At 53.2% G+C, this 1,535-nt stretch carries 1 protein-coding gene; it reads right to left on the minus strand.

Annotation, left to right across the window (positions count from 1 at the left end; all coding sequences use genetic code 11):
- Nucleotides 1–34: 34 nt before the first annotated feature.
- Nucleotides 35–1,300: a hypothetical protein gene (locus WCS52_19465; protein ID MEI6169368.1), complete on the minus strand. Its 1,266-nt coding sequence runs from the start codon at nucleotides 1,298–1,300 to the stop codon at nucleotides 35–37.
- Between the last annotated feature and the right edge of the window lie 235 nt (nucleotides 1,301–1,535).

Below are 1,535 nucleotides of genomic sequence, written 5' to 3' on the forward strand. Positions count from 1 at the left end.
TGCTCCAAGGAACCTGTGGGAAACGGTTAGACGATCACAGTTCCCATGGATATTGGAAGAAGATGCTTGGCTGAAATCCTTCCTCTCCGGCAGCAAGGTCAAAGCGGTAGATCAATCCCGACCCCGTTACAATACGCAGCCCCACGCCATAGGAAGAGCGAGTGATCGACCAGAGATCATGGACATCGTCTGTGACCGTACCTATCTCATAAAACGGAGCCACTTGAACGGCCGTTCTTACATCCTTAACAAAGAATAGGTTGAAGGGCTTGACCTCATCCGTGATGTTCCAGCGAAATTCAGTCCCGACAAATTCTGTATGAGCCCCTTGATAACGCCCTTCGGGATAGGATCGCAAGCGACTGATGCCTCCCAGTGAGGTGGCTGAACCATGGGTATTGGCCGCCACGAGATTGTCAATATACTGCCGCTCCCGCTCATCCGCCATGGCGCCGTAATCGAGCCCCTCATCCCGAGCCACTACATAGGGATCGGACTCCCCCTTCTGCATCACGAACGATTCGGACCGGAGATAATTGAAGGCCCAAACACTTCGCTTCCCGACAGGAAAATAGGCCGTTACACTGGCATCCAAAAACAAGTAATCAGCGGCGTCCCTGGAAGCTGGGGTCCACCATAAACTGGGCTCAAAGCGCAGTCCACGGCGTGGGTCAAGGTAATCATCGGTCAGGTCGACCCTCCCCCCAACCACATCGGTTCCAACCCATTTTGATGAAGCTTCAGGGGTTTGAACAATGATGTTTCCATCCGGATCACGTAGCGCCGCCAGCCGCCCCTGATTCCCGTAATAAGCAATATATGCTTCCAGTCGCCGGTCAAGGAAGGTCGCGGTCAGGCGCGAAGCCGTGCCGAGCATATCCGATATCTCCGCAACGGAGTAACTGTTCTTGTCTGTAGCCATCCCGCGCTGGCTGTAACTTTGAATAGCCGCACTGGTGATATAGGCCCCCCCGATGTCGAGAATCAGCGTCTGAGGCACAAGTTGGATACTATCGAGTCCGAACGCCTGCCCGCTGACATCGCCCTCAAAAAAGGTGCCGGCAATGTCCGTGCAGGTTCCTCCGACGTTATTGACAGCGCCTAGAACCCCGTAACCTGCACCGATACCCGGCAAATCGAACAGATAGGGGAATACCGCATAACCGCTTTCTCGCGGGAACTGATCGCGCCGTCGATCGGGTATCCAGGAATCCGCCGCATTGACCGCCCCGGGCAAGTCGCAGACAAAACACATCACTGCTAAAAGAAGAAATCCCGCCGATTGTGTTTTCGTATTCATGCTGATGCGGTACAAAACTTTACCCAATATTTTCCATCCGATCGACGCTCCTCGATCATCGTGGAACATTCCATCTGATTGACCAACATAGTATCATATTCCTGCGTTCGTAAAACCGGGTTTTGCCACTCCAGACCGGTTTTCCGACTCTGGTGTGGCACCGAAGAATTCCGGATCAGAATGCGCATCCGCCCCTCAAAATGTACACTTGAATCTGTCACTACGTGTTATAAGG

Source organism: bacterium, assembly GCA_037128595.1.
In the GTDB taxonomy this organism is placed as follows: Bacteria; Verrucomicrobiota; Kiritimatiellia; order CAIKKV01; family CAITUY01; genus JAABPW01.